17 protein-coding genes and 1 pseudogene are annotated in these 23,911 nt (G+C 73.3%); 4 read left to right on the top strand and 14 right to left on the bottom strand.

Features of this window, described 5'->3' with window-relative positions; translation table 11 throughout:
* Positions 1–79: 79 nt before the first annotated feature.
* Entirely contained in the window at positions 80–1,042 is a 963-nt protein-coding gene (locus IE245_RS12695; RefSeq protein ID WP_189946929.1) for a 2-hydroxyacid dehydrogenase, read from the bottom strand.
* 75 nt (positions 1,043–1,117) lie between these two features.
* On the opposite strand from IE245_RS12695, the gene IE245_RS12700 reads away from it, so the two are divergent.
* The 3 genes from IE245_RS12700 (at position 1,118) to IE245_RS36890 (ending at position 3,725) form a co-directional block, all read left to right on the top strand.
* Positions 1,118–2,119, top strand: a complete 1,002-nt coding sequence (locus IE245_RS12700) for an aldo/keto reductase (RefSeq protein WP_189946930.1) — start codon at positions 1,118–1,120, stop codon at positions 2,117–2,119.
* A gap of 97 nt (positions 2,120–2,216) precedes the next feature.
* The gene (locus IE245_RS12705) at positions 2,217–3,353 is read left to right on the top strand and encodes a PQQ-dependent sugar dehydrogenase (RefSeq protein ID WP_189946931.1); all 1,137 of its coding nucleotides are present in this window, start codon (positions 2,217–2,219) and stop codon (positions 3,351–3,353) included.
* Between the two features lie 3 nt (positions 3,354–3,356).
* A complete protein-coding gene (locus IE245_RS36890; RefSeq protein WP_229851251.1) occupies positions 3,357–3,725 on the top strand; it encodes a DUF6191 domain-containing protein in 369 nt (122 codons plus the stop codon).
* Here IE245_RS36890 and IE245_RS12710 read toward each other — a convergent pair.
* The 7 genes from IE245_RS12710 to IE245_RS12740 form a co-directional block, all read right to left on the bottom strand.
* Positions 3,609–6,641 carry a helix-turn-helix transcriptional regulator gene (locus tag IE245_RS12710; RefSeq protein WP_189947100.1) on the bottom strand — a complete coding sequence of 1,011 codons (3,033 nt, stop codon included), beginning with the start codon at positions 6,639–6,641 and terminating at the stop codon, positions 3,609–3,611. The two genes, IE245_RS36890 and IE245_RS12710, sit on opposite strands and share 117 nt — an antisense overlap.
* A 34-nt stretch (positions 6,642–6,675) precedes the next feature.
* Positions 6,676–6,855 carry a hypothetical protein gene (locus IE245_RS12715; protein WP_189946932.1) on the bottom strand — a complete coding sequence of 60 codons (180 nt, stop codon included), beginning with the start codon at positions 6,853–6,855 and terminating at the stop codon, positions 6,676–6,678.
* A 146-nt stretch (positions 6,856–7,001) separates the two neighbouring features.
* On the bottom strand, positions 7,002–9,242 hold the full coding sequence (locus IE245_RS12720) for an MMPL family transporter (RefSeq protein WP_189946933.1): 2,241 nt from the start codon (positions 9,240–9,242) through the stop codon (positions 7,002–7,004).
* Positions 9,243–9,351: 109 nt separating this feature from the next.
* Complete coding sequence (locus IE245_RS12725) at positions 9,352–9,912, bottom strand: hypothetical protein (protein WP_189946934.1); 561 nt, start codon at positions 9,910–9,912, stop codon at positions 9,352–9,354.
* Positions 9,909–10,490, bottom strand: coding sequence for a hypothetical protein (locus tag IE245_RS12730; RefSeq protein WP_189946935.1), 582 nt, complete (start codon positions 10,488–10,490; stop codon positions 9,909–9,911). The genes IE245_RS12725 and IE245_RS12730 overlap by 4 nt, the downstream gene beginning before the upstream one ends.
* A gap of 2 nt (positions 10,491–10,492) precedes the next feature.
* Positions 10,493–12,769, bottom strand: a complete 2,277-nt coding sequence (locus IE245_RS12735; RefSeq protein ID WP_189946936.1) for a hypothetical protein — start codon at positions 12,767–12,769, stop codon at positions 10,493–10,495.
* Positions 12,770–12,788: 19 nt separating this feature from the next.
* Entirely contained in the window at positions 12,789–13,220 is a 432-nt protein-coding gene (locus tag IE245_RS12740; RefSeq protein ID WP_189946937.1) for a hypothetical protein, read from the bottom strand.
* A 258-nt stretch (positions 13,221–13,478) separates the two neighbouring features.
* Here IE245_RS12740 and IE245_RS12745 point away from each other — a divergent pair, with 258 nt between their 5' ends.
* On the top strand, positions 13,479–15,530 hold the full coding sequence (locus tag IE245_RS12745) for a protein kinase domain-containing protein (protein WP_189946938.1): 2,052 nt from the start codon (positions 13,479–13,481) through the stop codon (positions 15,528–15,530).
* A 78-nt stretch (positions 15,531–15,608) separates the two neighbouring features.
* Here IE245_RS12745 and gatB read toward each other — a convergent pair.
* From gatB to ligA, 6 genes and pseudogenes are all read right to left on the bottom strand, one after another.
* Positions 15,609–17,038, bottom strand: a pseudogene (gene gatB, locus IE245_RS12750) (Asp-tRNA(Asn)/Glu-tRNA(Gln) amidotransferase subunit GatB).
* A gap of 73 nt (positions 17,039–17,111) precedes the next feature.
* Positions 17,112–17,345: a hypothetical protein gene (locus IE245_RS12755; protein ID WP_189800629.1), complete on the bottom strand. Its 234-nt coding sequence runs from the start codon at positions 17,343–17,345 to the stop codon at positions 17,112–17,114.
* Between the two features lie 5 nt (positions 17,346–17,350).
* A complete protein-coding gene (gene gatA, locus IE245_RS12760; RefSeq protein ID WP_189946939.1) occupies positions 17,351–18,844 on the bottom strand; it encodes an Asp-tRNA(Asn)/Glu-tRNA(Gln) amidotransferase subunit GatA in 1,494 nt (497 codons plus the stop codon).
* A 2-nt stretch (positions 18,845–18,846) separates the two neighbouring features.
* Complete coding sequence (gene gatC, locus IE245_RS12765) at positions 18,847–19,143, bottom strand: Asp-tRNA(Asn)/Glu-tRNA(Gln) amidotransferase subunit GatC (RefSeq protein WP_030750846.1); 297 nt, start codon at positions 19,141–19,143, stop codon at positions 18,847–18,849.
* A gap of 110 nt (positions 19,144–19,253) precedes the next feature.
* Entirely contained in the window at positions 19,254–21,365 is a 2,112-nt protein-coding gene (locus IE245_RS12770) for a putative bifunctional diguanylate cyclase/phosphodiesterase (RefSeq protein ID WP_189946940.1), read from the bottom strand.
* A gap of 322 nt (positions 21,366–21,687) precedes the next feature.
* Positions 21,688–23,889, bottom strand: coding sequence for an NAD-dependent DNA ligase LigA (ligA, locus tag IE245_RS12775; protein ID WP_189946941.1), 2,202 nt, complete (start codon positions 23,887–23,889; stop codon positions 21,688–21,690).
* Positions 23,890–23,911 lie beyond the last annotated feature (22 nt).

Consider the following 23,911-nt stretch of genomic DNA (forward strand, 5'->3'; position numbering starts at 1 on the left):
ACGGACAGGGGGCTCACGGCCGGCGCGCCACGGGCGCACTCGGGCGCGCGGGCCCCCGGAACCCCCGGAAAGGTGGTCCTCAGGTGGTGCGGAGGACGTTCGCGAGCTCCTCCCCGGCCGCGTACCGTCCGACCTGCGCCGCGATCAGCCGCTTCGCCCGCGGCATGAACGCCGAGGTGGAGCCGCCCACGTGCGGCGTCACCAGCACCCCGGGCGCGTGCCACAGCGGATGCCCGGCCGGCAGCGGTTCGGGGTCCGTGACGTCGAGCGCCGCCGTGATCCGCCCGCTCTCCACCTCCTTGAGCAGAGCGTTCGTGTCCACCACCGGGCCGCGCGCGACATTGACGAGGAGCGCCCCGTCCTTCATCCGGGCGAGGAACCCGGCGTCGGCCAGGTGCCGGGTCTCCGGCGTGAGCGGAGTGGACAGCACCACCACGTCCGCCTCGGGGAGCAGCGCCGGGAGGTCGGCCAGGGCGTGCACCCGGCCGCGGGCCGTGGTGCGCGCCGAGCGTGCGACGCGCGCCACCCGCGCGCACTCGAAGGGCGCGAGCCGGTCCTCGATCGCCGCGCCGATCGATCCGTACCCGACGATCAGCACGGACCTGTCGGCGAGCGCCGGGTAGAAGCCGTCCCGCCACTCCTCGGCGTCCTGGCCGCGCACGAAGCGCGGGATGCCGCGCAGGGAGGCGAGGATCAGGGCGAGGGTGAGCTCGGCGGTGCTGGCCTCGTGGACGCCCTTGGCGTTGCAGACGGAGACGCCGGGGCCGAGCGCGCCGAGCCCGGGGACGACGTGGTCGATGCCGGCCGAGAGGGTCTGGAGGACGCGCAGCGAGGTCATCGCGGCGAGCGGCCGGACCGCGACCGCGGAGCCCTTCATGTACGGGACGACGTAGAAGCCGCAGTCGGCCGGATCGGCCGGGAAGTCGGCTCCGCCGTCCCAGAAACGGTAGTTCAGTCCCGACGCGCCCGGGTCGGGCAGCCCGTCGATCTCGTCGGCGGGGATCGGAAGCCACACGTCAGCGGTGGTGGGTGCGAGTGTCATGTCCGGGAGGCTATGCGAAGAATCCCGTGCGCCATTGGTTACTTTGGGGGGCGGCACAGGGAGGGGTAGCGGCACGTGGAGCGCAGGACTATCGGGGCGACGGCGCTCGGCGTGGGGGCCGTCGGCCTCGGCTGCATGCCGATGAACTGGGCCTACAGCCGCTCGCAGCAGCGGGGCGACCGCTCGCTGCGGGCCGTGCACGCGGCCCTGGACGCCGGCGTGAGCCTGCTCGACACGGCCGACATGTACGGGCCGTTCACCAACGAGCTGCTGCTCGGCCGGGTGTTGAAGGAGCGCCGGTCGGACGTCTTCGTGTCGACGAAGTGCGGACTCCTCGTCGGCGACGGGCACGTGGTGGCCAACGGGCGGCCGGAGTACGTGCGCCGGGCCTGCGACGCCTCGCTGCGGCGGCTCCAGACGGACGTCCTCGACCTCTACCTCCTGCACCGCGCGGACCCCGAGGTCCCGGTGGAGGAGACCTGGGGCGCGATGGCGGGCCTGGTGGCGGCGGGCAAGGTGCGGGCGCTCGGGCTGAGCGCGGTCGGGGTGCGGCGGCCCCGGCGTTCGCGTACCGGCGATCTGTACGAGGGAACGATCCGCCAACTGGCCCGGGTGCAGCAGGTCTTCCCCGTCGCGGCGGTCCAGGCCGAGCTGTCGCTGTGGGCGCCGGAGGCGCTGGCGCGGCTGCTGCCCTGGTGCGCGGCGCGCGGCGTCGGGCTGCTCGCGGCGATGCCGCTGGGCAGCGGGTTCCTGACCGGGACGCTGACGCCGGGCGGCGGCTTCGAGCCGGACGACCCGCGCGCCAGGCACCCCCGCTTCACCTCCGAGATGATGGCGGCGAACCAGCCGCTGGTGGCCGGACTGCGCCGGGTGGCGGAGCGGCACGGCGACGGGGTGACCCCCGCCCAGGTGGCGCTGGCGTGGGTGCTCGCGCAGGGGCGGCACGTGGTGCCGGTGCCGGGGACGAAGCGGGCGCGGTGGGCGGTGGAGAACGCCGGGGCGGCCGGGCTGCGGCTCACGGCCGGCGACCTGGCGGAGCTCGCCGCGCTGCCCGGCGCGCGGGAGTCCTGGGACTGAGACACCGCACGGGGACGGGCCCGCGGACGGGCCGGGCGGTGTATCAAGGAGGGACGGATGCCGCTCGCACGCCCGTTCTGCCGAAGGGGATCGGATCATGAGACGTCCCGCCGTTCCGAAGGCCCTGTGGGGCGCCTCCGCGCTGGCGCTCGTGGCCGGCTGCTCCTCGGCCGGCGAGCCCGGTGACTCCGGCGCCCGGAGCACCTCGCCGCCGCCCGCGGTGTCCTCCTCCGCCGCGGCGCCGCCCGGTGCGCCGGCCGGGGAGGGGCGGGTCACGGTGGCGGGGACGCTCACCGAGGGGCTGCGCTCGCCCTGGGGGCTGGCCGCGCTGCCCGGCGGCGATCTGCTGGTCTCCTCGCGGGACGAGCGGACGGTCACCCGGGTGGACGGCCGGAGCGGGGCGAAGACCCCGCTCGGCGAGGTGCCCGGCGTGGTGCCGGGCGGCGAGGGCGGTCTGATGGGCCTCGCGGTGCGCGAGGGGTGGGTGTACGCGTACCTGACCGCCGAGTCGGACAACAGGATCGTGCGGATGCGGTACGGCGGCGGGGCCGGCGACCGCCTGGGGGCCCCGGAGCCGGTGCTCACCGGCATCCCCGAGGGCACGGTCCACAACGGCGGGCGGATCGCCTTCGGGCCGGACGGGATGCTGTACGCGGGGACCGGCGAGACGGGAGAGACGGGGCTCGCCCAGGACCGGGAATCACTGGGCGGGAAGATCCTGCGGATGACCCCGGAGGGGAAGCCCGCGCCGGGCAACCCCTTCCCGGGCTCGGTGGTGTACTCGTACGGCCACCGGAACGTCCAGGGGCTCGCCTGGGACGCCGAAGGGCGGCTGTGGGCGGCCGAGTTCGGGCAGAACACCTGGGACGAGCTGAACCTCGTCGAGCCGGGCCGGAACTACGGCTGGCCGGTGGTCGAGGGGAAGGCGGGGAAGGACGGGTTCGTGGACCCGGTGGCGCAGTGGCCGACCTCGGAGGCCTCGCCGAGCGGCATCGCGTACGCCCGGGGCGCGGTGTGGATGGCGGGCCTGCGGGGCGAGCGCCTGTGGCGGATCGGGCTGTCGGGCACGGAGCTCGCCGGGGAGCCGGAGGCCTTCCTGACCGGCGAGTACGGCCGCCTGCGCACGGTCCTCGCGGACGGCTCCGGCCGCCTGTGGCTGGTGACGAGCGAGACGGACGGCCGGGGCACGCCCGGGGCGGGGGACGACCGGATCCTGCGGCTGGAGGTGGGGTGAGCGGTGGGCGCGTTCGGCGGCCTCGACGCGTTCTTCGCCCCGGGGCGGCGGCACGCGGCGGAGGAACGGCGGCGCCTCGCCCTGGCCCGGGAGGACCCAGGCGCCGCCGATCCGGCCCGGGGGCCGGTGGACCCGGCCTCGGGTCGGGTCGGGTCGGGTCGGGTCGGGTCGGGTCGGGTCGGGTCGGGTCGGGTCGGGTCGGGTCGGGTCGGGTCGGGTCGGGTGACGATACGGGTTCCCGGGCCGGACGCGGCCTCAGCGGGGGGCGGCGAGGAGGTGGAGCCGGTGGGCGAGGGCGGCGGCCTCGCCCCGGCCGGAGACGCCCAGCTTGGCGAGGATGTGGGAGACGTGGACGCTCGCCGTCTTGGGTGAGATGAACAGCTCCTCGGCGATCTGCCGGTTGGTGCGGCCGGCCGCGACCAGGGCCAGGACGTCCTGTTCGCGGGGGGTCAGGCCGAAGGCGTCGGCCTCGGGCTCCGTGTCCGGGGCCGCGGGGCCGAGGTCGTCCGTCAGGGAGATCCGGGCGCGGGCGGCGAGCAGTTCGACGTCCTCGCGCAGCGGGCGGGCGCCGAGGGCGACGGCGACGGCGCGGGCCTGCCGGAGCAGGGCGGCGGCCTCGTCGCGCCGGCCGCCCTCGGCGAGGAGGGCGTCGGCGAGCCGGTGGCGGGCGCGGGCCAGCGGATGGGGCAGGCCGAGCGGGGTCCACGCCTCGACGACCTCGGCCCAGCGGGCCGCCGTCTCACGGTCCTCGGCGCGGGCCAGCTCCTCGCCGACCTGCGCCGAGTGGGCGGTCCAGACGGGGGCGGGGGCGGCGAGGGACCGGACGCAGCGGCGGACGGCGGCCAGCGCCTCGGCGCGGCCCTCCTCTGCGGCGGGCAGGCCCCGGCTGTCGGCCTCGGCGGTGACGGCGACGAGGACGAGGGGCCAGGCGTAGCGGTGGGTCCCGAGCGGGAAACCGGCCTCGGCGACGGCGGCGAGGCGGGCGCGGACGTCGGCGAGCCGGCCTTCGGCGGCGGCCGCGGCGATGTCGACGCAGGCCAGCGGGAGGGTGTACTGCGGAATCGGGTCGCGGCCGCCGTAGACGGCGCGGGCCTCGTCGAGGTGACGGGCGGCGGTGGCGCTCTCGCCGCGGGCGACGGCGATCTGGGCGAGCCGGACGTGGGCGGAGACCCGGGGCTTGGTGCTGGTGACGGAGGCGAGGAGGCCTTCGGCCTCGGCGCGGGCCTCGTCCCAGCGGCCGAGCGAGAAGAGGGACTCGGCCCGGTTGCCGCGGATCCAGCCGGCGGACTCGACCAGGCCGCGGGTGCGGGTCAGTTCGACTCCGGCGTCGGCGAGTGCGACGGCCTCGGCGGAGCGGCCGAGGGACTCCAGGGCGGAGGCGATGTTGATGTGCGCGCGGGCCGCCTCGTGGAACTGGCCGAGCGCGGTGGTCCGTTCGCGTACGGCGTGCATCTCGGCGAGGCCCGCCTCGCGGTCCCCGGCGGCGACCATGATGGTGCCGAGGGTGAGGCGGGCGTTGAGTTCGGTGGCCTCGGCCTTGACCAGGCGGGCGTACTCGACGGCGCGTTCGGCGGCGGCGAGGGCCTCCGGACCCGGCTTGCGCAGCATGCCCCAGCCGGCGGCGCCGGCCAGGACGGTGGCGTGGACGGCGGACGGCGGCAGGCCCTTGACGAGTTCCTGGGCGCGGGAGATCTCGGCCCAGCCGTCGCCGCGGCCGAGGTTGGACTGGAGCCGGGCCTGCTCGGCCCAGAACCAGGCGGCGCGCAGGGGGTCGTGCTCGTCGTCGCCGTCGAGGAGGCGCAGCGCCATCTTGCCGATCTTGAGGGCGCGTTCGCGTTCGCCGCAGAGGCGGGCGGCGACGGCGGCCTCGGCGAGCAGGTCGAGGTGGCGCAGCGGGGTGGTCTCGGGGTCGCAGCCGCAGGCGGGGTAGGACTCGGCGTAGTCGATGGGGCGCAGGCCGGCGCGGATCTCGGCGGGGGCCTCGTCCCAGAGTTCCATGGCCCGTTCGAGGAGGCGGAGCTGTTCGGCGTAGGCGTGGCGCTTGCGGGTGGCGACGGAGGCGTCGAGGACGGCCGGGAGCGCCTTGGCCGGGTCGTGGGCGTGGTACCAGTACGTGGCGAGGCGGGTGGCCCGCTCGTCGGGGCGGACGAGGCCGGGGTCGGCCTCCAGGGCCTCGGCGTAGCGCCGGTTGAGGCGGGAGCGTTCGCCGGGGAGCAGGTCGTCGCTGACGGCCTCGCGGACCAGGGAGTGGCGGAAGCGGTAGCCGTCGCCGTCGGGGACGGCGAGGAGGAGGTTGGCGCCGACGGCGGCGCGCAGGGCCTCGATGAGTTCGTCCTCGGTGAGGCGGGAGACGGCGGCGAGGAGGCCGTGCTCCACGGTGGAGCCGCCCTCGGCGATGATCCGGGCGACCCGCTGGGCGGGCTCGGGAAGGGCCTCGACGCGGACCAGGAGGAGGTCGCGGAGGGAGTCGCTGAGCGGGTGGGCGCCGTCGCCGCAGGAGCGGGAGGCGACGAGTTCCTCGACGAAGAAGGCGTTGCCGTCGGAGCGGTCGAAGATCTCGTCGACGAGGCCGGGGGCGGGTTCGGCGGCGAGGATGCCGGTGAGCTGGCGGTGCACCTCGGCACGGGTGAAGCGGGAGAGCTCGATGCGGCGGATGGTGCGCATCCGGTCGAGTTCGGCGAGCAGCGGGCGCAGCGGGTGGCGGCGGTGGATGTCGTCGGCGCGGTAGGTGGCGACGACCACGATCCGGCCGCGGCGCAGGGTGCGCAGCAGATAGGTGAGGAGGTGGCGGGTGGAGGTGTCGGCCCAGTGGAGGTCTTCGAGGACGAGGACGAGGGTGCGGTCGGCGGCGAGCCGCTCCAGCAGGCGGACGGTGAGCTCGAAGAGGCGGGCGGTGGCGTCCTCGTCGCCGGCGTCGGCGCCGCCGGGGTCGCCGAGCTCGGGCAGCAGGCGGGCCAGTTCGCCCTCGTGGCCGTCGGCGGCGGCGGTGAGCTCCTCGGGAAGGAGGCGGCGCAGGGTGCGCAGGGCGGTGGAGAAGGGGGCGAAGGGCAGTCCGTCGGCGCCGAGCTCCACGCAGCCGCCGAGGGCGACGACGGCGCCGGCGTCGCGGGCCGCGTCGCGGAACTCCTCGACGAGCCGGGTCTTGCCGACGCCGGCCTCGCCGGCGACGAGCAGCGCCTGGGGCTCTCCCGCGGTCGCGCGGGAGAGCGCCTCGGTGAGGGCGGTGAGTTCGCCGGCGCGGCCGACGAAGACGGGGCTGACGGACCTGGTCTCCACGGCGCCGAGCATCGCACAGGCGCCCCGCCGGTCGCTCATACGGGGGTCACGCGATCCGGGCGTAGCGGTCGCGGTCCGTACTCACCCGCCCTTCGGGTTCCCGGTGGCCGGCCTTCGCGGCGCGGGCGGCCTTGGCGGCGCGGGCGGCCTCGCGGCCGAGGCGCTGGGCGGCGGCCTCGCGGACCAGCTCGGCGTGGGCGGTGCGGTGGAGTTCGTACGCGAACATGGGGTGCTCCCTGGGCCGTGGTGTCGGTATCGCTCCTCGCGATGCCTCCACCTTCCTCGCCCGGCCGGTGGCGGGGCATCGGGCGAGTGCCGCATGTTCGCGGTGCGGGGGTCCTTAGGGAGGTCCCGGGGATGCCTTAGACGGCCTCAGACGGTGTCCTCGGTGATCCGTACGGTCCCGCTGTCGCTGCCGGTCCCGCGCTGGGCGGGTACGGCGGCGCGGGTCTCCGCGGCGGCCCGGGATTCCGGGGGCTCGATGCTGATCCGGGGCAGGATCCGGTCGAGGCTCCGGGGCAGCCACCAGTTGGCGCCGCCGAGCAGGTGCATGAGGGCGGGGACGAGGAGGGTGCGCAGCACGAAGGCGTCGAGGGCGACGGCGGCGGCGAGGGCGATGCCGAACATCGCGATGACCCGGTCGCCGGAGAGGACGAAGGCGAGGAAGACCGAGATCATGATGACCGCGGCGGAGTTGATCACCCGGCTGGTCTCGGCGAGGCCGACCCGGACCGCCCGCCGGTTGTCGCCGGTTTCCAGCCACTCCTCGTACATCCGGCTGACCAGGAAGACCTGGTAGTCCATGGACAGGCCGAAGAGGACCGAGACCATGATCACGGGGAGGAAGGGTTCGATCGGGCCGGAGCTGCCGAGGCCGAGGAGTTCGCCGCCCCAGCCCCACTGGAAGATCGCGACGACGATGCCGAAGGCGGCGGCGACGGCGGCGACGTTCATGGCGGCGGCCTTCAGCGGGATGCCGATGGACCGGAAGGCGAGCAGCAGGAGCAGGCAGCCGAGGGCCACGACGGCGCCGACGAAGAGCGGCAGCTTCCCGACGATGATCTCGGCGAAGTCGTCGTACGAGGCGGTGACGCCGCCGACGTGGACGTCGAGGGAGGTGCCGGTCTTGGCGGCCGGGACGACGTCCTGGCGGAGCCGGTCGACGAGCTCGCTGGTGGCCTTGGACTGCGGCGAGGAGTCCGGGACGACGGTGAGGACGGCGGTGTCGCCGGAGCCGTTGTAGGTGACCGGGGAGACCGAGGCGACGCCCTTGGTGGCGGCGAGCGCCTCCGGGAGCCGGTCGAGGGCGACACGGTCGTCGGCGCCGTCGAGGCTCGCGACGAGGGTGAGCGGGCCGTTGACGCCCGGCCCGAAGCCCTCGGCGAGGAGGTCGTACGCCTGCCGGGTGGTGGCGGTGGCCGGATTGTTGCCCTGGTCGGAGGTGCCGAGGTGGAGCGAGAGCGTCGGCAGCGCGAGGACGGCCATGACGACGACGGCGACGGCCCCGAGGAGCTTCGGGTGGCGCTCGACGAAGGCGGACCAGCGGGCGGCGAAGCCGGTGGGCAGCTCGGGCCGCGGCCCGTGCTCGGCGAGCGCGCGCCGTTCGCGCCGGGAGAGGGCGCGCATGCCGATGAGGGAGAGCAGCGCGGGCAGCAGGGTGACGGAGGCGGCGACGGTGAGGACGACGGTGAGAGAGGCGGCGATCGCGACGCCGTTGAGGAAGCTCAGCCGGAGGATGAGCATGCCGAGGAGGGCGATGCAGACGGTGGCGCCGGCGAAGACGACGGCCCTGCCGGTGGTGGCGACGGCGGTCTCGGCGGCCTCGGCGACGCCCAGGCCGCGTTTCAGGCCCTTGCGGTGCCGGGTGACGATGAAGAGGGCGTAGTCGATGCCGACGCCGAGGCCGATGAGCATGCCGAGCATCGGGGCGAAGTCGGCGACCGTCATCACGTGCCCGAGGAGCACGATCCCCGAGTAGGCGATGCCGACGCTGACGAGGGCGGTGGCGATGGGCAGCAGGGAGGCGGCGAGGGAGCCGAAGGCGAGGAAGAGGACGACGGCGGCGACGGCCACGCCGACGGCCTCGGCGATGTGCCCGCCGGGCGCCTCGGTGAGGGCGACGGCGCTGCCGCCGAGCTCCACCCGGAGCCCTTCGGTGCCGGCGGCCTTCGCGGTGTCGACGAGCGCCCGCGCCTGCTCGACGGGGATGTCGTCGGCCTGCTCGCGGAAGGTCACGGTGGCGTAGGCGGTGCGCCCGTCCTCGCTGACCTGCCCGGGCGCGGCCCCGGTCCCGTACGGGGAGGTGACGGCGGCGACGCCGGGCAGGGCGGCGACCTCCGCCAGCATCGGCCGGACCCGCTCCTGCACGGCGTCGGCGCGGACGCTGCCGTGCCCGGTGTGCCAGACGATGGTGTCGACGTCGCCGCCGAGCCCCTGGAAGCCCCGGTCGAGGAGGGCGGTCGCCCGCCCGGACTCGGTGCCGGGCACCTCGTAGTCGTTGGAGTACGCGCTGCCGGCGAAGGCGGCGGCGCCGCCGATCCCGACGAGGGCGAGGACCCACAGGAGGACGGCGACGAGGCGGTGCCGGATGAACCACCGTGCGATGGCTGCCAAAGGACGTGCTCCCTGCCTGGATCGGTGCTCGCGCCCACTGTCGCAGCCAAACGTGATCGTTTGCCCGTTTCGTGTCGATCCTCACAGGGGGTGCGGGACGCCGGAAGCGTCACGCGCAGGAGAGCTCGCTGCGGAAGTACGCCTCCAGATCGCGCATCATCGAGGTGAGGGCCGCCCGGCTCTCGTCCGTCTCGGGAGTGTGGGAACTGATTCCGAGGAGGACCGTCTTCTCCTTGTTCGGATCCCGCTCGCGATCCGTGTGGAACGCGGACCGGTCGCAGGAGACGTACTTCTCGATCCTCCCCTTCGAGAACACGGGCACGCCGGTCACCTTCGCCGCGTCGGGACCAGGGCCCTCCCACGTCCTGCCGTCCAGGGACCAGCGGTCGTGCTTTCGCTCGACCATCACGTAGACGTTGGATCCGTCACGGGTACGGAGAAAACAGCCGGAGTCGCTTCCGATGCCCTCCGGGTACACCCGCCGGATCGTCCGGAGGCCGCCGTACTGTACCTCCGGGCCCGAGCCGAGCAGAACCCTCAGGTCGCCCTGGTTGAACACGCCCCAGCAAGCGGCCTCCGGGATGTCCGGCGGCGCCTCGCCACACCCCGCCAGCAGGGTGCCGATCCCCAGGACCGCCGCGCACGCCCGCGCCACGCGCCCGCCGCTCACGCACCACCCGCCGCACTTCCGGGGCACTTCAGCTCGCGCTGGGCGAAGGCCATGAACTCCTTCATCAGCGCCGGCAGGGCGGCCTGGAGCTTGGACTTGTCGGGGGCGTCGTCCGCGGTGATTTCCAGCTCGATGTACTTCCCCGGCGAGTTGGGATTCTTGGCGGGTTCGCAGGTGAAGTAGGCGAGAGCACCCCTGTCGAAGATGATGCCCTTCTCCCCCACGTCAAGCGGCTTGGGATCGGCCGAATCCCACGACGACCATTCGATGGATTCCTCGAACTTCTCAAGGTCGGCGCTGGCCTGGAACTTGGTGTTGCCGTCGACGTAGAGGGTGCAGATCGCCGAGTCGACGTCCCCGTTCAGCACGAAGGATCGACCGGCCAAAGGGGAGAATTCCGCCTTGTCCCCGGGCGGCAGGAGGGGGGTCACGTCACTCCCGGCGAACGCTCCGCCCCAGCAGATGCGCTTGGGCAGTTCGGGGACGGCTTTCTCCTCGCCGGCTGCGCAACCCGCCAGAAGGCCTGCCGTGACCACGGCTGTCGACACCGCTGCGGCAGTGCGGGTGAATCGACTCATGATCATTTCTCCCCGGAAATCCGGACGACGGCGAAATCGCGACCGATGGCATGCGCCGATGCCGTCTCGGTCGAGGCGGAACCCGCATAGTCCTGAATCTGGGCTTGCGTGAGCCCGGCTGCCTTCCCAGCCCGCTCCACAGCAGCCTCGGCGGATGCTTTGGCAAAACCCTCGGCTTTCCCATAGCCCGACGCGGCTTCATGGCGGGCCTCGGTCGACTTGTCCTCCTCCGCATCCTTCACGATGGACTCGGTGATGTCTTCCTTGATCCAGCCGATGATGTCGCCGCCCACGGGCAGCATCTCGACGTACTTGGCTCCCACGAGGTCGATCCAGCGGTTCGCCCACTTGGCGTTCTCCGCGACGCCCTCGTTGTACTCCTTGTCCTCGCGCGCCGCGGCGTCGACGACGGCCTGGGCCCTCGCCTCGCTCATCATGCCCGCGATCTCACCGCCCGGGTGGACGGCGTTCCGCACGGCCTCGCCCGTGTCGGCGTACTTCTCCGGGTTCTGGAAGACGTCGGACACGAGGGCCGTGGTGAACGCCTGCTGGGCGTTGGTGATCGCACCGTACGCGTCGGGGTCCTGGCCGACCGCGCCGAGGAACTGGGCCATCTTCGCCTTCTCGAACTCCGCCCTCTCCCCGAAGGGCTTGATCCGGTCCGCGCCGTTCTCGGCGGTGGCCTGGAGGTCCGGCATGTACTCGGCGGCCATGTTGCCGAGGTTCGGGGCGATGCCGGCGAGCGGGCCGTCGTCCACGGCGAGCCCCGGTGACGTGCCGATCTTCTCGACCACCTTCTCCATGACGCTCGCCATGGTCTTGGTGTGCTCCACGGGCTTCGCGTTCTCGTCGCCGGGGACGCGGCCGGTGACGGCGGCCTCCAGGGCGTTGCCGGTGGCCGCCTGGCCGGGGTTCGGCTCGCCGCCGGAGACCGTGTCGTAGTAGTCGTCCGTGGGCTTCTTGTCGAGCATGTGGTCGACGACGCTCTTCGCGTCCTTGCCCGTGAGCTCCTCGTCGGCGAGGGTGACGATGCCGTCCTTGTTCGTGTCGCCGCGCAGCTGCTCGTCGAAGAAGGCCGCCGAGGCCGCCGGGTTGTTGGCCATGGCCTCCATGAGGCCGGTGAGGGGGTTGAAGCCCTTGCCGCCGTTCTCGTCGAGGTTGATGCGCACGTCCATGTTCGTGGGCAGGGAATGGGACCAGCGGCCCGGGTCCTCCCGGTCCATGGCGACCATGTCCCGGCCGACCGACACCAGGAAGTCCTTGTCGTACGTGCCCTCCCGGAGGAGGCCGCTCAGGGCCTGGTAGCCGTAGATCTTCGAGAAGCCGACGCCGGGGACGTCGAGCTCCTTGCGGCCGGACTTCAGGAGTCCTTCGGTCCACGCCACGTCGAGGTGGTTCGGGGTCGTCCGCTGGGTGGCGAGGCCGAGCATGGCGCCCATGTCGGCCTGGATGTTGCGGACCATGTCGACGCGGTCCTGGCCGGCCGGGCCGAGGGACGTCGCGTTCAGCGACATCTTCGCGTACGCGTCGAGCGTGCCCTCGGGGCCCACCCAGCGGTAGAAGCCGGTCGCGAACTCGGGGTCGTTCCGGTTGTCGTCGAGGAGGTCTTCCAGCTCCTTCAGCTCGGCGACGTTCCGCGCCGTGCCGCCGTCGCCGGTGACCTTCTTCAGCAGCTCCGCGGCCCGGGCGACCTGCTCCTCGTCGAGGCTCTTGTAGGTGGGGGCGGTGAAGTCGTGGTCGTCCTTCACGTTCGCCGCGAGCGCGCGCCTGAGCGAGTCGTCGGCGTCGGCGCAGTCCTCGACGATGCGGTCGATCTTCGCCTGCCAGGAGGCCACGGCCGCCTTCTGCTTCCGCACGGCCTCGGCATAGCCCGCCCGGTCCGGGTCGTGGCGCGCCCCCACGTCCTTCTCCAGGTCGTGCCGCGGCGTGACCTTGCCCTTCGCGTCGACGTGGACGCCGGCCGCCGGGCCCTCCTCGTCCCTGATCCTGACGAGGGCGTCCCGGGCCGTCAGGAAGGAGGTGTGGGCGTCGGCGAGCAGCAGTTGGATGCCCTTGGCCTGCGCCTCGGCGTCCGCGAACTCCTTGACCGTCTTGTCGACGAAGGGCCGGGTGACGTCGGAGTTGACGCCCTGCCACTGGGCCTTGTCGGTCTTGGCCTTCATGCCGTCGCGGGCGTCGGTGGCGAGCGTCTTCAGCTTGGCCGCCATCTCCGACCAGTCGTCCGCGGCCTCCTTCAGCTTGGCGACGGGCGCGTTGACGACGTCATCGAATGTCAGCACGGCGGTTCCCCCGGGTCCTCTACTTGAAGTGCTCGTCGATCTTGGACGTGGAGAGCAGGTCGCCCGCGATGTCCACGTCGTCCTTGGCGTGCGTGGACTTGGTGTAGTCGAGGTGGTTGGAGATCCGGGCGCAGGCGTCCAGGAGCGTCCGCAGCTGGCTGTTCCACCGGTCGTGCACCTTCAGCAGCTCCGATCCGCCGGTGAAGTTGCCGTTCGTGAGGGCGATCGACGCGTCGAAGGTCGCGGGCCTCGCGTGGTCGCCGTCCCGGGAGAGTCTGCCGTGGAGCAGGTAGGCCTCGTGGCCGATCGCCCCGAGGTCGTCGCGGTTCACCACAAGGTCTCCGGACCCCGCCGTCGCGGCCGCGTTTCCGTCAAGTCCGTTCAGCGCCATCCCTGTCGACCGCCGCTGCGCGGAGTCGGTCTTGAGCTGTTCCCACTCGTCCCAGGACATCCTGCTCCCCCTCGCTCGCCCCTGTGACCGGCCCGCGGACCCGACGCGCGCGCGTCGCTCGCTTCACAGTAGCAACATGGGCATGCCACACCCGCCCGGGGAACCGGCCGGACGCGTGCGCGCGTGCGAAGGGATCATGGTCGCGCCGGCCCGCGCACCGCCTCCGCCGGCCCGGACGCCGTCGCGCAGCTCGGTTGACCCCCGACTCCCCCGAACGGCAAGCTGACCTCCTGTCATTCACTGTGCCCTGGGGGAACGTTGAGCAAGTCGGCACACCACATCGGACCTGATTCCGCGCCGGACCGCTACCGGTTGCTCCGCTCCATCGGGCGCGGCGGCGAGGCCGTGCTCTATCTCGCGGAGATCGAGCTCGCGGGCGGCACCGAGCCGGTCGTCGTCAAGGTCCTCGACTCGAAGACGACGATCACGCCCGAGATCTTCGAGCGGGTCAGCCGCAAGTGGAACGAGCAGGCGGAGCTGCTGCGGTTCGTCAGCCGGCCCGGGGTCGTCGGTGTGCGCGAGCACTTCCAGGGGGCGCCCATCCACGCGCCCGGCGAGTCCGGCACCCTCACCGGCCGGGCCCTCGTCCTCGTCATGAACCACGTCGACGGCCTCGACCTGCGCGACTGGCGCGCCGAGCGGACCCTGGCCACCCCGGCCGAGCGGCGCGAGGTCATGCGGACGCTCGAACAGCTCGCCGACGTCCTCGACTGGCTGCACTCCGGGAAGGCCACGCCGTCCGGCCGGACCGTCGTCCACGGCGACCTCTCGCCGGGCAACGTGATGGTCGACGAGCACGGCCAGGCCACCCTCGTCGACTTCGGCCTCAGCAAGCTGACCGCCGACCACCAGACCGCCGAGGTGTGGTTCACCCCCGGCTACGCGGCGCCGGAGATCTTCGAGGGCAAGCGGACCCCGGCCACCGACCGGTACGCCTTCGGGGCCATCGCCTACTTCCTGCTGAGCGGCCAGTCCCCGCCGGCCGCTCCCGAGCAGCTGGCGGCCGCCTTCGCCGCGGTGCCGCAGATCGCCGGGCTGCCCGAGGAGCAGCGCCGGAAGGTGCTGGCCATCGCGGCGGCCGACGCGGACAAGCGCCCGCTGTCGCTGTCGGCGTGGGTCAAGGAGGTCCGGCACGGGGTCGTCTCCACCACGACGACCTCCCGCCCGGCGACCCCGCAGGACGCGCCCCCGAGGGACGCGGCGCCGCAGGACGCCGTCCCGCCGCGCCCGGCCGGCGCGCCCGCCGTGCCCCCGCTCCCGGCCGCCCCGCCCGTGGGCCCCCCGCCGGCCGAGCCGCCGGCCCGGCCCGCCGCGTCGGCCCCGCCGGTCCAGGACGCCGCGCCCGCTCCCCCGCCCGCCCAGCCGCCGGTCTCCGCCCCCGCTGCCGCGGCCCCCGTGCCCGCCGCTCCCGCTCCCGCCGCTCCTGTCGGCTACGACGCCGGGCAGGGCGCGTACGGTCCGCCGACCGCCGGCGTCCCCGCGTACGGCGGGCCGGGCTACGGCGGGCAGGGGTTCGGGCCTCCGACCGCCGGGATGCCCACCGTCGGCGGGCCCGGCGGACCGGCCGGACCCCAGCAGACCCGGCAGCCCGAGCCGCGCAAGCGGCGCAAGGGGCCGCTGATCGGCGCCGTCGCCGGTGTCCTCCTGGTCGCCGTCCTCGCGGTGGCCGGGGTCCGGCTGCTCGCCGACAAGGACGCGGAGGACGCCAAGAACGACCGGGCCGAAGGGGCCACCACCTCGGCCCCGGCGCAGGCGGAGGCGACGGGCGGGACGCCCACCGACGAGCCCACCGACGAGCCCACCGCCGAGACGCCGACGGAGGAGCCGACCAGCGGGGAACCGACCGCGGAGCCGGGCACGGACGAGCCCGCCGACAGCGCGAGCCCGTCGGTCGACCCCGGCTCCGTGCCGGACAGCAAGCAGGCCGACCTGACCAGCCTGACGCCGGTCGACGGCCTCGACGGGTTCACCGTGACCTCCTCCGCCACGCTCAACGCGAAGGACTACGGCTCCGCCTTCGTCGCCGGCTGCTCCGACGAGTCGTACATGGAGTTCAACCTCGGCCGGGCCTGGGAGACGCTGGAGTTCACCGCCGGCATCGACGACGACTCGCCGACCGAGGAGGCGCGGATCTCCATCTCCGTGGACGACCAGCCCGCCCCCTTCGCCCAGGCGGTGTCGCTCGGCAAGCCGGTCGCCAAGAGCATCTCGGTCAAGGGCGCCCTGCGCCTGCGGATCCGCGTCGAGGACACCTGCTCCTTCTCGCAGGAGGCGCTCGTGGTCATCGCCGCCCCGGTGCTCAAGCGGTAGCCCCCGCGCGGCAAGGGAGCGGCCCCGCACCGGGAATCCGGTGCGGGGCCGCTCTCGTACGCGTACGGGCAGGAGGGCTCAGCCCTCGCTGACGCCCAGCTTCTCCAGGATCAGGTCCTTGACCTTCGCCGCGTCGGCCTGGCCGCGGGTGGCCTTCATGACCGCGCCGACCAGCGCGCCGACCGCCGCGACCTTGCCGCCGCGGATCTTGTCGGCGATGGCCGCGTTGCCCGCGATGGCCTCGTCGACGGCCGCGCCGAGCGCGCCGTCGTCGGAGACGACCTTCAGACCGCGCTTCTCGACGACCTCGTCCGGGGTGCCCTCGCCGGCGAGGACGCCCTCGATGACCTGGCGGGCCAGCTTGTCGTTGAGACCCGGGCCACGTCCGCCGGCGTGATGGGCAGCTCCTCCAGGGAGACGGCCTTCTCGTTGGCGTTGCGGGCCAGCTCGCCCATCCACCACTTGCGGGCCGAGGCCGCGTCCGCGCCCGCCTCGATCGTGGCGACGATCGGGTCGACCGCGCCCGCGTTGAGGATGGACTGCATCTCCTGCTCGGAGACGCCCCACTCCTCGCGCAGCCGGTTGCGGCGCACGCGCGGCAGCTCCGGCAGGCCCTTGCGCAGCTCCTCGACCCACTCGCGGGCCGGGGCGACCGGGACCAGGTCCGGCTCGGGGAAGTAGCGGTAGTCCTCGGCGTTGTCCTTGATGCGGCCGGAGGTGGTGGAGCCGTCGTCCTCGTGGAAGTGACGGGTCTCCTGCACGATCGTGCCGCCGGACTCCAGGACCGCCGCGTGGCGCTGGATCTCGAAGCGCGCCGCCCGCTCGACGGAGCGGAGCGAGTTCACGTTCTTCGTCTCCGAGCGGGTGCCGAAGGTCTCGGAACCCTTCGGCATCAGCGACAGGTTGACGTCGCAGCGCATCTGGCCCTTGTCCATGCGCGCCTCGGAGACGCCCAGGGAGCGGATGACCTCGCGCAGCTCGGCCACGTACGCCTTGGCGACCTCGGGGGCGCGGTCGCCGGCGCCGACGATCGGCTTGGTGACGATCTCGATCAGCGGGATGCCGGCCCGGTTGTAGTCGAGCAGCGAGTGCGAGGCGCCGTGGATGCGGCCGGTCGCGCCACCGATGTGGGTGGACTTGCCGGTGTCCTCCTCCATGTGGGCACGCTCGATCTCCACGCGGAAGACCTCGCCGTCCTCCAGCTGGACGTCCAGGTAGCCGTTGAAGGCGATCGGCTCGTCGTACTGGGAGGTCTGGAAGTTCTTCGGCATGTCCGGATAGAAGTAGTTCTTCCGGGCGAAGCGGCACCACTCGGCGATCTCGCAGTGCAGCGCGAGGCCGATCTTGATGGCGGACTCGACGCCGATCTCGTTCACGACCGGCAGCGCACCGGGCAGACCGAGGCAGGTCGGGCAGGTCTGCGCGTTGGGCTCGGCGCCCAGCTCGGTCGAGCAACCGCAGAACATCTTGGTCTTCGTGCCGAGCTCGACATGGACCTCCAGGCCCATGACGGGGTCGAACGAGGCCAGTGCCGCCTCGTACGACAGCAGTTCAGTGACAGTCACGGTGGAACTTTCCCTCTCAGCCCAGCAGGACGTCGTCGTCGCCGAGGCGCTTCAGCTCGCGGTACAGGATCGCGAGGCCGGTGACGATGGCGGCGGCGGACACGGCGGAGTCGATCAGGCGCAGCACGTCGTGGTCGTTGCGGGCCAGCTTGGCCTGCTTGGCGACGCTGACGGCACCGAAAGCGGTGGTCGCGAGCGAGACGTAGATGCCGGTCTTCGACTTCTTGAAGTTCTTGGCCTTCTTTGCCATGGCACTCACAGCGACGGAGCCTCCTCGATCAGCGGGTGTCCCCACTTTTCCACGAAGGCGGCCTCGACGGCGGCACCGACCTTGTAGAGCCGGTCGTCCTGCAGGGCGGGGGCGATGATCTGCAGCCCGACCGGGAGGCCGTCCTCCGGTGCCAGGCCGCAGGGCAGCGACATGGCGGCGTTGCCGGCCAGGTTGGTCGGGATGGTGCACAGGTCCGCGAGGTACATCGCCATCGGGTCGTCGGCGCGCTCGCCGATCGGGAAGGCGGTGGTCGGGGTCGTCGGGGAGACGATCACGTCGACCTGCTCGAAGGCCTTCTCGAACTCGCGGGTGATGAGGGTGCGGACCTTCTGGGCCGAGCCGAACCACGCGTCGTAGTAGCCGGAGCTGAGCGCGTACGTGCCGAGGATGATGCGGCGCTTCACCTCGGGGCCGAAGCCGGCCTCGCGGGTCAGGGCGGTGACGTCCTCGGCGGAGCGGGTGCCGTCGTCGCCGGTGCGCAGGCCGTAGCGCAGGCCGTCGAAGCGGGCCAGGTTGGACGAGCACTCGGACGGCGCGATCAGGTAGTACGCCGAGAGGGCCAGGTCGAAGCTCGGGCAGTCCAGCTCGACGACCTCGGCGCCCAGCTCCTTCAGCAGCTCGACGGACTCGTCGAAGCGCTGCATGACGCCGGCCTGGTAGCCCTCGCCGCGGAACTGCTTGACGACGCCGACGCGCATCCCGGCCACCGAGCCGTTGCGGGCGGCCTCGACCACCGGCGGGACCGGCAGGTCGATGGAGGTGGAGTCCAGCGGGTCGTGGCCGGCGATCGCCTCGTGCAGCAGGGCCGCGTCCAGGACCGTGCGGGCGCAGGGGCCGCCCTGGTCGAGGGAGGAGGAGAAGGCCACCATGCCGTAGCGGGAGACCGAGCCGTAGGTCGGCTTGACGCCGACGGTGCCGGTGACGGCGGCGGGCTGGCGGATCGAGCCGCCGGTGTCCGTGCCGATGGCCAGCGGGGCCTGGAAGGCGGCGAGCGCGGCCGAGGAGCCGCCGCCGGAGCCGCCGGGGATCCGGGTGAGGTCCCAGGGGTTGCCGGTCGGGCCGTAGGCGCTGTTCTCGGTGGAGGAGCCCATCGCGAACTCGTCCATGTTGGTCTTGCCGAGGATGACGACGTCGGCGGCCTTGAGGCGCTTGACCAGCGTGGCGTCGTACGGCGGGATCCAGCCCTCCAGCATCTTCGAGCCGACCGTGGTGGGCACGCCCCGGGTCGTGAAGATGTCCTTGAGGGCGAGCGGGACGCCGGCCAGCGGGCCGAGCTTCTCGCCGCGGGCGCGCTTCTCGTCGACGGCGCGGGCCTGCGCGAGGGCGCCCTCGCGGTCGACGTGCAGGAAGGCGTGGACCTTCTCGTCGACGGCGTCGATGCGGGCCAGGTGGGCCTCGGTGACCTCGACCGCGGTCAGCTCGCCGGAAGCGATCTTCGCGGCGGTCTCGGCGGCGGTGAGCTTGATGATGTCCGTCATGATCAGTCCTCCCCCAGGATCTGCGGCACCTTGAAACGCTGCTGTTCCTGGGCGGGGGCGCCGGAGAGCGCCTGCGCGGGGGTGAGCGAAGGGCGAACCTCGTCCGCGCGCATGACGTTCGTCAGCGGCAGCGGATGGGAGGTCGGCGGTACGTCCTGCTCGGCGACCTCGGAGACGCGGGCGACCGCGCCGATGATGTCGTCGAGCTGACCGGCGAAGTGGTCGAGTTCCTCTTCGGCGAGTTCCAGACGCGCCAGCCGAGCGAGGTGGGCGACCTCCTCGCGCGTGATGCCAGGCATGCAGCGATCCTCTGGGGTGAGTCTGATGGTGTGGGGCCAATCCTAGGGGGCGCGCGCCCCTCCCCGTGAAACGGTCGGCCCGGACGGTCCCCCGACCCGTCCCCTACGGGTCACTGCACGACGTGCCCGGGGACCGGGGACGGCTCGGTCACGGGGGCGGTGTCCACCGCCCGGCGCCAGCCGTGCTCGCCGCGGGCGCGCAGCCAGGCGGTGGTCTCGGCGGGCGGCATGGCGGCGGAGACCAGCCAGCCCTGGACGGCGTCGCAGCCCAGGTCGCGCAGCCGCTCCCAGGTCTCGTCGTCCTCGACGCCCTCGGCGACGACGAGCAGGCCGAGGGAGTGCGCGAGGTCGACGGTGCAGCGGACGATCTCGGCGTCCTCGGTGTCGACGGCGAGCCGGGCGACGAAGGAGCGGTCGATCTTCAGCTCGCTGACCGGGAGCCGGCGCAGGTGGACGAGGGAGGAATAGCCGGTGCCGAAGTCGTCCAGGGACATCTTGACGCCGTGGCCGGTGAGGCCGTTGAGGGTGTCGGCGGCGCGCTGGGGGTCCTCCAGGAGGACGTGTTCCGTTATCTCCAGCTGGAGGGAGCCGGCCGGGACGCCGTGGCGGGCGAGGCGGGCGGCGACGGCGCCGGCGAAGCCGGGGGTGTGGACGTCGCGGGGGGAGACGTTGACGGCGACGGGGACCTCCAGGCCCTGGGCGCGCCAGCGGGCGACCTGGGCGAGGGCGGTCTCCAGGACGTACTCGGTGAGGTGCGGCATCAGGCCGGAGGACTCGGCGATGGCGATGAACTCGTCCGGTGGAACCTTTCCTCGCTCCGGGTGGACCCAGCGGACGAGGGCCTCCAGACCGGCGACCTGGCCGTCGAAGCGGACCTTCGGCTGGTAGTGGAGCTCGACCTCGCCGGCGTCCAGGGCGCGGCGCAGGTCGCCGAGGAGGCCGAGGCGGTCGGGGGTGTTGGAGTCGCGCTTGGACTCGTACACCTCGACGCCGGTGCGGTCGCGCTTGGCCTGGTACATGGCGACGTCGGCGCGGCGCAGCAGGCCCTCGGCGTCGCGGGCGTGGTCGGGGTAGACGGCGACGCCGGCGCTGGCCTCCAGGACGAGGACGAGGCCGTCGAGGTCGAGCGGGGAGGAGAGCTCGGCGACGAGGTGGCGGGCGACCCGCTGGGCGGTGGTGGTGGAGTCGGCGACGGGCAGCAGGACGGCGAACTCGTCGCCGCCGAGCCGGGCGGCCTCGGCGCCGCGGGGCAGGGCGAGGCGGAGCCGGTCGGCGATCTGGAGGAGGAGCCGGTCGCCGGCGAGGTGGCCGAGGGTGTCGTTGACCGAGCGGAAGCGGTCCAGGTCGATGAGGACGAGGGCGGCGCGGGCCTGCTCCTCCTCCGCGTCCTCCAGGGCGGTCCAGGTGCGCTCCAGGAGCCACTGGCGGTTGGGGAGGCCGGTGAGCGGGTCCTTGAGCTGCTCCTCGGCGCGGGCCCGGGCGATCCAGAGGGTGGAGTCGAGGGCGATCAGCGGGATCGCGAAGAGCGGCAGGAGGACCGGGTAGGCGGCGGCGACGACGCAGATCAGCGGGGCGATGCCGAGCAGGGCGACGGCGACGAGTCCCTGCCGCAGGAGCGCGGTGCGGGCGACGGTGGGCAGCCCCCGGCCGGGCGGGGCGAGGGTGTACCACAGGAGCAGGCGGGTCGCGAGGAGGTAGGCGCCGGCCGCGAGGACGATCTCCGGGGCGTCGGCGATCCCCCAGTCGAGCGGCTGCCAGGGGCGGTCGACGCTGGGGACGTCGCCGAAGAGGGCGAGGACGAGGGCGGCGGCGCCGACGCCGAGGATGTCGGCGGCGCCGTGCAGCAGGCCCTGTCGCCAGCGGTGCCGGCGGGCGGCGCTGACGAGGACGACGACGGTGAGCGAGACGAGTCCGGCGGGGACCCAGCCGTACAGGAGGAGGACGGCGAGGGTGAGGGCGGCGCCGGAGCCGGTGCCGCCCCACCAGCGCTCGCGGCCGAGGGCGACGAGGTGGCCGACGATGAGCCCGGTGAGGAGGGCGAGGGACCAGCCGGCGACGCCGCCCGGGAAGAGCGGGTGGCCGGAGGTCAGGGCTTGCTGGAGGCCGGTGACGAGCACGGCGGCCGCCGTGCTCAGCACGGCGGCGGGCAGGCCGGTGAAGCCCGCGGGGAGCACCCGGCCACGCGGTCGTGACACCGGTGCGGCACTCTCGGTCGGTTCCATTCCCGTCCCTCTCACAGGCGGCGGTGCCGTCGCTGTCCGATGGGCCGCGGCGAGGCGGCCGTGGTGGCGTCCGACCGCCGCTCGTACGCCCCGCCGGCTTCGGGGCGGGGCGCGTGGCGCGGGGCCGTTCGTCCTGGCGCACGGCCGCGCAGAGCCCTCGCGCGGCCGTGCGGGACGAGACGCACGGTCACCACACTAGGCCGCCGAGGGCGCCGAGGGGCAGCGCTCTCCCTCTCTTGCCCGAATGCGGCCTGGCCACCCGTAACGATCTGGTATGCGCCGAACGGGTGAGCCGCAGGGGGCGGGAGGGGGCCTCCGGGGGTTACTCCTCGACCTTCTGTGCGACCTCGCGAGCGGCCTCGGGACCCTGTTCGAGCAGGATCTTGAAGCCTTCCTCGTCCAGAACCGGAACCTTCAGCTGCATCGCCTTGTCGTACTTGGAGCCCGGGTTCTCCCCCACCACGACGAAGCTCGTCTTCTTGGAAACGGAACCGGTGACCTTGGCTCCGCGGCTCTGGAGCGATTCTTTTGCGCCATCCCGGGTGAACTGCTCCAGGGTGCCGGTCACGACGACCGTCAGGCCCTCCAGCGGACGGGGCCCCTCGTCCTCCCCGGCGCCCTCGTCCTCCAGGGTGACGCCCGCGGCGCGCCACTTCCGCACGATCTCGCGGTGCCACTCCTCGGAGAACCACTGCTTCACGGCGGCGGCGATGATGCCGCCGACGCCGTCGACGGCGGCCAGCTCCTCCTCGGTGGCCTGCTCGATCCGCTCCAGGGAGCGGAACTCGCGGGCGAGCGCCTCGGCGGCGACGGGGCCGACGTGGCGGATGGAGAGGCCGTTGATGAAGCGGGCGAGCGGGCGGGTCTTGGCGGCCTCGATGTTCGCCAGCATGGCGAGGGCGTTCTTCTTCGGCTCGCCCTTCTGGTTGGCGAAGACGGTGACGATCTTCTCCTCGCCGGTCTTCGGGTCCCGCTTGGGCAGTCCGGAGTCGGCGTCGAGGACGTACGCCTTGACCGGCAGGAGCTGCTCGATGGTGAGGTCGAAGAGGTCGCCCTCGTCGGTGAGCGGCGGCTCGGCGGGCTCCAGGGGCCGGGTGAGGGCGGCGGCGGCCACCGCGCCGAAGTTCTCGATGTCCAGGCACTGGCGGCCGGCGAGGAACTCGACCCGCTCGCGCAGCTGGGCCGGGCAGGTCCGGGCGTTCGGACAGCGGAGGTCGATGTCGCCCTCCTTCATCGGCTTCAGCGCGGTGCCGCACTCGGGGCAGTCGGCCGGCATCACGAACTCCCGCTCGGTGCCGTCCCGCAGGTCGACGACCGGGCCGAGGATCTCCGGGATGACGTCGCCGGCCTTGCGGAGCACCACGGTGTCGCCGATGAGGACGCCCTTGGCCTTCACCACCTCCTGGTTGTGGAGGGTGGCGAACTCGACCTCGGAGCCGGCCACGGTGACCGGCTCGACCTGGGCGTAGGGGGTGACGCGGCCGGTGCGGCCGACGCCGACCTTGATGTCGACGAGCTTGGTGTTGACCTCCTCCGGGGCGTACTTCCAGGCGATGGCCCAGCGCGGGGCGCGCGCGGTGGAGCCGAGCCGGCCCTGGAGGGCGATCTCGTCGAGCTTGACGACGACGCCGTCGATCTCGTGGGCGACGGAGTGGCGGTTCTCCCCGTAGTACGCGATGAACTCGCGCACCTCGGGGAGGCCGGCGACGACCTTGTTGTGCGCGGAGGTGGGCAGGCCCCACTCGCGCAGCAGCTCGTACGTCTCCGAGAGCCGGGTGATCTCGAAGCCCTCGCGGGCGCCGATGCCGTGCACGACCATGTGGAGCGGGCGGGTGGCGGTGACCTTGGGGTCCTTCTGGCGCAGCGATCCCGCGGCCGCGTTGCGCGGGTTGGCGAAGGGCTTGTCGCCGGCCTCCACCAGGCGGGCGTTGAGCGCCTGGAAGGCCTCCATCGGGAAGTAGACCTCGCCCCGGATCTCGACCAGCTCCGGGATCCGGTCGCCCTTGAGCCGCTCGGGGATGTCGGCGATCGTCCGGACGTTGGGCGTGATGTCCTCGCCGGCGCGGCCGTCGCCGCGGGTGGCGGCACGGGTGAGCCGACCGTGCTCGTAGGTGAGGTTGACGGCGAGTCCGTCGACCTTGAGCTCGCACAGGAAGTGGAAGTCGGGGGTGCCGACGTCCCGGGCGACGCGCTCGGCCCAGGTCGCCAGCTCCTCGTCGTCGAAGGCGTTGTCCAGCGAGAGCATGCGCTCGCGGTGCTCGACGGAGGCGAAGTCGGTCTCGTACTGCCCCGCCACCTTCTGGGTCGGCGAGTCGGGCGTGCGCAGCTCCGGATACTCCTCCTCCAGCGCCTCCAGGGTGCGCAGGAGCCGGTCGAACTCCGCGTCGCTGACGACCGGCTGGTCCTTCACGTAGTACCGGAAGCGGTGCTCCTCGACCTGCTCGGCCAGCTCGGCGTGCTTCTCGCGCGCCTCGGCGGGCACGACCGACCCTCCGTCGGGCAGGGCCCCCTGTTCGACTGCCACCTTCGTCCGTCCTCCCGTGCCT

The organism is Streptomyces roseolus (assembly GCF_014649855.1).
In the GTDB taxonomy this organism is placed as follows: Bacteria; Actinomycetota; Actinomycetes; order Streptomycetales; family Streptomycetaceae; genus Streptomyces; species Streptomyces roseolus.